This window comes from Aliidongia sp. (assembly GCF_035943795.1).
Taxonomy (GTDB): Bacteria; Pseudomonadota; Alphaproteobacteria; order ATCC43930; family CGMCC-115725; genus Aliidongia.
This window is the reverse complement of sequence record NZ_DASZBY010000077.1, coordinates 1-5,637: the sequence shown is the minus strand read 5'-3', so window position 1 is coordinate 5,637 and position 5,637 is coordinate 1. Positions and strand designations below refer to the sequence as shown.

The window sequence follows — 5,637 nt, the reverse complement described above, 5'->3', positions numbered from 1 at the left end:
CGACGTGTCGAGCGCGGTCGACCAGTCGAGCGAGGTCGCGAACGAAGTCCGCACCGCCGCCCAGGCGATGAGCACCGAGGCCGATGTGCTGAAGGGCGACGTCGCGGGCTTCCTCGGCGGCATCCGGGCCGCGTGATCGCGAATTTGCGGCACCCCACGAAAACGCTGGAGGATGCACCCGTCTTTCTGTCGTGTTTGAGAGGGTTAGCTTTCCTCCGCGGTCATGGCCGGGCTTGACCCGGCCATGACCGCGGGGTCCGGCAAGGCGATCCCATGGCCCCTGGCCGCAAGCGGAGGCGCGTGGATGCCCGGGTCAAGCCCGGGCATGACGGAGTATTATGTTAACGCATTGTGAGATAAACGGGAAAACGAGACTTGGACATCCCCAAGCGCTTTCGCCGGGGGTGCCGACAGAGGTGGCGCTACCGCGCGAAGGCCAGCAGCGTACCCAGCCAGACGAACAGCAGGCACAGCACGACCGAGCCCAGGATATAGGCGCCGGCCCGGACGATCTGGCCGTCCTGCAGCATCAGCAGGGTCTGCAGACTGAAGGACGAAAAAGTGGTGAAGCCCCCGCAGATCCCGACCATGACGAAGATCCGCGCATCGGACGGGACGTCGAACCGCCCACCCGGCCCGGTCAGGGCAAAGAACAGGCCGATCACGAACGACCCGATGATGTTGATGCCGAGCGTGCCCCAGGGAAACGCCGCCCCGGTCACGGCCGCGACTGCGTTCGCCATCCAGAAGCGGGCCATGCTGCCGAGCGCGCCGCCGAGGGCGACCCAAGCGTAGGTCAGGATCATCGCACGGGTCCGCCGCCGGTCAGCGGGCGGATGCCTTCACGACCACCGGCAGGCGGCCGGCGGCCGCCAGCAGTTCATGGGCGACTTCCTTGGCCAGCCGCTCGTAGCCCTCGTCCGCCATGTGCAGACCGTCGGGCGCCATCAATTGCGCCTCGGTCACCGAACCGTCGGCCAGCCAGCGGTGGATCATGTCGTAGCGACGCACGACCGGTACGGCCATGTCCTGGCCGATCCGGCGCACGGCATCGAGATAGGTGAAGGCGCCCGGCGTCGCACGCATCATGCGGCAATCCTGCGGTTCCATCAGCACGACATCGATGCCGGCGGCCCGCATCCGGGCGATCCCGGCGCGGGTCTCGGCCTCGAACCGATCGATCGGCAGCTTGCGCAGCGGATCGTTCGTACCGGTCTGCCAGATGACCAGGTCGGGCCTGGCGCCGATCACGTCCCTCTGCAGGCGGACCAGCATGTCGTCGGCATCTTCGCCGCCGATGCCGCGGTTGATCACGGTGATGGTTTCGGTCGACGGCACCTGCGCCGCGAGATCGGCTTGAAGACGCGCGGGATAAGCATGGGCCGGCGAGCTGGCGCCCACGCCCTCGGTCGAGGATGAGCCGAAGGCGACGATGGTCAGCGGGGCGCCATGCGCCAGGCGGGCGGCAACATGGGCCAAGGGCCCGGTGGCCGGCTGGGCCAGGGGCGGTGTCGCGATCAGGATCGCGTCGGCCGCCGCGGCGGAATGGCAGGAGAGCAACCCGATCGCCATCGTACAGGCGAAGGCAAAAAAACGGCGGCTGGGACCGGATTGACCGGCCGACCAGCCGCCGCTGAGATAAGGGAGGAACGTCATGAAGCGAAGCATGCCCCGGTTTCGGTTAAAAATACATTGCCGATGTTGACGGCGTTCAGACACCCGGGCGGATTTCCGGCAGATGCGGGGCCGGCTGGGGCGCGGTTCGTCCGATTTCCAGCACCCACCCGACCCAGAACAGCGCGGTGAAGCCGACGCCGTTGACGATGAGCTGCAGCGACAGCGGCGTGCCGAACGTCTCGAACAGAAGACGCCCGATCAGCGACAGGATCGTACCGATCGCAAAGACCTCGAGCGAATGCTTGCCGCAGGCGATGATCGGCGCGACCAGCGGCCGGGCGGCCAGCGCCCGCAACCCGTCGGACGTCAGAGCCAAATAGACGAAGGCCAGGATGTTCATGAGCCGAAGCGGCGCCAGGATGGTCTTGTCGGTCATCGGCACCGCCAGCAACTGGACGTCCCACAGGCCCCAGATGCGCCAGGGTGCGGCAACCAGCAGCGCGAACGCGAGATAGACCCAGGCGGCGATCCGCAAGCCGGGCACGATCGGCAGGCGGCCGTCGCGCCGCCGCATCACCATTGCCATGCCGATGCCGATGGTGAACAGGAACTGCCAGGCGAATGGATCGAGGAACCAGAGCCGGGCATACACCGTATTGGGCAGGTTGAGTTCCGGATCGAGGTTGGTCGCGAGCCAGATGCCGCCGGAGAGCGCGAGCGCCACGACCGGGTTCCAGCGCATCAGCAGGTAGACCAGCGGGAAGATGCCGATGAGCACGACATAGAGCGGCAGGATGTCGAGATAGGCCGGCAGCGCTTCGAGGATCAACCCGCGGGTCATGCCGCTGCGCATGCCGCGATCGAGGATCGGCTGGATCACCGCCGTGTCAAGGCCGAACCGCTGGTCCCACAGCCAGATGATGGCGAGCGTCGCCGCCAGCAGGCCCATCTGGACCAGGTAGATCCGCAGGCACCGTGCGCCGATCCGGCGCAGACCGGGCACCGTTCCGTTGCGTTCGAAACAGCCGCCATAGGCCATCATCGAGGAAAAGCCGGCGAGCACGACGAACAGCTCGGCCGCATCGCTGAAGCCGAAATTGCGGAAGGTCAGATTGCCAAGCAGATTGCCCGGAACATGGTCGACGAAAATCGTCAGCAGCGCGATGCCGCGCAGCAGGTCGACACGTGAGTCCCGTCGCGAAAGATTTCCCGGCGAGGCCATTGGACTGTCGCTCCGATCGGCTCTTCCACACTGCTAACTGGGATCGGCGCCTTGCCGTTCCAGTGTCTGCCCATGCGGCAGATCGGCACGCCGGTCTCGGAAGCGCGCAATAGATAAAATATGAACGAATAGCGCCATAAATATTCCATAAATGCCTGATAAGAACTTCCCACTGTCGGGTTCTTTTTCCTTGCCGTTAGCAATCCTTGAACGAATCCGGTCGTATTGTTCCTCTTGTCGGCATCGTCTTGAAACAAGCACCTTCAACTTCGAACATTTTGCCGATATTACCAGAACATTTATTTTAGTCTGTGAGTATTCATCATGCAGGACCTTCAGTCCGACTGGAAGAAGTGGTCATGGTATGAGCGAGTGTCCGCCCTTTGCGGGTTGTTCACCCTCGTTCTTCTGGTTCCTGTCTTGGCTGCTACCGCTCTGCTGACGCATTGAGCTGAGCGCGGTTTCTGGCTTTCCGATTTTCGAACAGGCGATCGGCTCGATCGGTCGCACAGCACGTTTGAGCGCCCTTCCCATGCAGGAAGGGCGCTCGATTGGCTTGCCGGATCACCGAAGGGTCTGCGGCACGGCCTGACGGGAGGGCGTGCGGGCCGCGGCCAGGTTGCGCCGAAGCGCCCGGGCCGAGTCTGCCATTACCAGCAGCGCACCGGCCAGCAAGGCCACGTCCTTCAGCACCAGCCGGCCGCCGCCCGACAGGTACGGGAAGCCATGCTCGGCATCGCCCAGCGCCGGAACCCAGGCCTCGGGCGTCGTCACCAGGAACGACAGGGTGACGAACGGCGTCAGGAAGGCGAGCAGGGCGCCCAGAAATCCCAGCGGCACCGAAACCGGGTTCAACAGCACCAGCACGCCGATGGTCAGTTCGACCGTGCCGAGACCCTTCGAGAAGCCGTAAGTGTTGTTCCGGGTCTGCCACTCCCGTTCGGCCGGGACGAGCTGGCCCTCGTGGGTCAGGTGCGGCTTATATTCGTCCGGGTGCTTGTAGAACAGCGACATCACCGGGTTGTTGGCCACGAACGGCGTGATGCTGTCCGCCTCGTAGGGCACGAATTTCAGCGCGCCGATCCACAGGAAGATGATCGCGATCGCCAGGCGCATCAGGGTGAGGCCCAGGCGATCGGAAGCCCCGATCCGGGCCAGCGCGACATCGACGTATTTCATGATCCGCACTCCGATCGAGGGTTATGAGGCCGTCGTCTGCTCGAAGGCGTCGAGTACGCGGGCAGAATAGACCAGGCCGGCACCGGCGTTGAGCGCGGTCGCGACGCCGATCGCCTCGACGATTTCCTCGCGGGTAGCGCCATGATTGACCGCGGCCTTGGTGTGGACCGTGATACAGCCGTCGCAGCGGATGGCGACGGCGACGGCGAGCGAAATCAGTTCGCGCGTCTTGGCGCCCAGCAGGTCGGACTTCTGGCCGGCGGCGCTCAGCGCCTGGTAGCCCTTGATGACGTCGGGGCTGATCTTGGCGATCTCGCCGATCCGGACGTTGAGCTGCTGGCGATAGCCGTTCCAATCGAGCATGGACATCGAATTTCTCCTGATCTTGGGGCCGCCTGGGATGAGGCTGGCCGGTTCACAGAAGATAAGGCCGATGGTATGCAAGGAGGATGGCCGCCCGGCTCAACCCGATGACCGCGCGGATCGATTTCGAGAAGACGGCCGCTGCCGATGAATCCACCAGACCTCCCCGATGTGCTGAGCGGGCTCGCCCCGCTGCTGCGGGTGCGGCCGGAACTGGAAAGCCTGTGCCGGTTCGGCGCGCAATGGGCATCGCGCCACGACGCCGAGGGTGATGGATGGGCACCGTTCCACCTGGTCGCCCGCGGCACCTGCCTGCTTCAGCTGCCCGACACCGCCGCGGTCCTGCTCGAGGCCGGCGACGTGGCGGTATTGCCCCATGGCGGCGCCCATACGGTGCGGGGCAGCACCACCCCGACCGACGCGGTGGGAACCGCCAATCTGCGCCATACCCATACCGGCGCGATCGCGGTCAAGACCAACGGGGATGGCGACGCGGAGACGGAACTGGTCTGCGGTCGCCTGAAGTTCGAGCAGGCCCATCAGAACCTGATCTTCGCGACCCTGCCGTCGGTGGTCGTCGTGCGCACCCACCAGGATGCCGATGCGGTCCGCCTGCGCCAGCTGATGGCGGCGATCCGTGACGAGCTGGATGCCGCCCGTCCCGGCGCCGCGGCCATCGCCGCCGACCTGGCGAGCGCGCTGCTGGTCATGATCCTGCGGTCGCACTTCGATCGGGAACCCGTCCAGCAGGGGCTGCTGGGTCTCCTGGGCCAGCGCCAGACCGCCCGGGCCGTGGCGGCGATCCTGGAAGCGCCGGAGCGCGACTGGGGTTTGGATGAACTCGCATCCCAGGCCGGCGCGTCGCGGGCAACCCTGGTCCGCAGCTTCCAGAAGACCGCCGGCATGGCGCCGCTCGCCTTCCTGGCCGAGTTGCGCCTGGGCATCGCGCGACGCAAACTGCTCGCCGGCGCCAGTTCGCTGGCCCAGATCGCGGCCGAGGTCGGCTACCAGTCGGAAAGCGCGTTCAGCCGCGCCTTCCAGCGGCGCTTCGGCCTGCGTCCGGGCGAGGCGAGGCGTGCCGGCGGCGAGGACTCGCCGGCCTAAAGCGTATCCGAGCCGACCAGGAAGTCGAAGTCGCAGCCTTCGTCGGCCTGCAGGATGCTCTTGTAGAACAGCCGGGCGTAGCCGCGCCGGGTCCAGTCCGGCGGCGGCAGGACCGGCAAGGCCGCGCGGCGCCGCTCCATCTCCGCGTCCTC

6 protein-coding genes are annotated in these 5,637 nt (G+C 66.0%); 1 reads left to right on the top strand and 5 read right to left on the bottom strand.

The features are described 5' to 3' along the window. Positions 1–422: 422 nt before the first annotated feature. The 5 genes from crcB to VGV37_RS13400 all read right to left on the bottom strand — a co-directional run bounded on the left by crcB (position 423) and on the right by VGV37_RS13400 (position 4,387). Complete coding sequence (crcB, locus tag VGV37_RS13420; protein WP_326880191.1) at positions 423–800, bottom strand: fluoride efflux transporter CrcB; 378 nt, start codon at positions 798–800, stop codon at positions 423–425. Positions 801–825: 25 nt separating this feature from the next. Beyond that, a complete protein-coding gene (locus tag VGV37_RS13415; protein WP_326880189.1) occupies positions 826–1,668 on the bottom strand; it encodes an SGNH/GDSL hydrolase family protein in 843 nt (280 codons plus the stop codon). Between the two features lie 43 nt (positions 1,669–1,711). Next, the gene (locus tag VGV37_RS13410) at positions 1,712–2,839 is read right to left on the bottom strand and encodes an OpgC domain-containing protein (RefSeq protein WP_326880188.1); all 1,128 of its coding nucleotides are present in this window, start codon (positions 2,837–2,839) and stop codon (positions 1,712–1,714) included. Positions 2,840–3,403: 564 nt separating this feature from the next. Further along, positions 3,404–4,018, bottom strand: a complete 615-nt coding sequence (gene rclC / locus VGV37_RS13405; RefSeq protein ID WP_326880187.1) for a reactive chlorine resistance membrane protein RclC — start codon at positions 4,016–4,018, stop codon at positions 3,404–3,406. Positions 4,019–4,039: 21 nt separating this feature from the next. Then, on the bottom strand, positions 4,040–4,387 hold the full coding sequence (locus VGV37_RS13400) for a carboxymuconolactone decarboxylase family protein (protein WP_414637990.1): 348 nt from the start codon (positions 4,385–4,387) through the stop codon (positions 4,040–4,042). Between the two features lie 141 nt (positions 4,388–4,528). Here VGV37_RS13400 and VGV37_RS13395 point away from each other — a divergent pair, with 141 nt between their 5' ends. Continuing rightward, positions 4,529–5,485: an AraC family transcriptional regulator gene (locus tag VGV37_RS13395; RefSeq protein ID WP_326880186.1), complete on the top strand. Its 957-nt coding sequence runs from the start codon at positions 4,529–4,531 to the stop codon at positions 5,483–5,485. Positions 5,486–5,637 lie beyond the last annotated feature (152 nt).

Bases quoted from the DNA above. Each gene is read 5' to 3' on its own strand.
- VGV37_RS13415 (WP_326880189.1), bottom strand. From the start codon at position 1,668: ATGCTTCGCTTCATGACGTTCCTCCCTTATCTCAGCGGCGGCTGGTCG.
- VGV37_RS13410 (WP_326880188.1), bottom strand. From the start codon at position 2,839: ATGGCCTCGCCGGGAAATCTTTCGCGACGGGACTCACGTGTCGACCTG.
- rclC (WP_326880187.1), bottom strand. From the start codon at position 4,018: ATGAAATACGTCGATGTCGCGCTGGCCCGGATCGGGGCTTCCGATCGC.
- VGV37_RS13400 (WP_414637990.1), bottom strand. From the start codon at position 4,387: ATGTCCATGCTCGATTGGAACGGCTATCGCCAGCAGCTCAACGTCCGG.
- VGV37_RS13395 (WP_326880186.1), top strand. From the start codon at position 4,529: ATGAATCCACCAGACCTCCCCGATGTGCTGAGCGGGCTCGCCCCGCTG.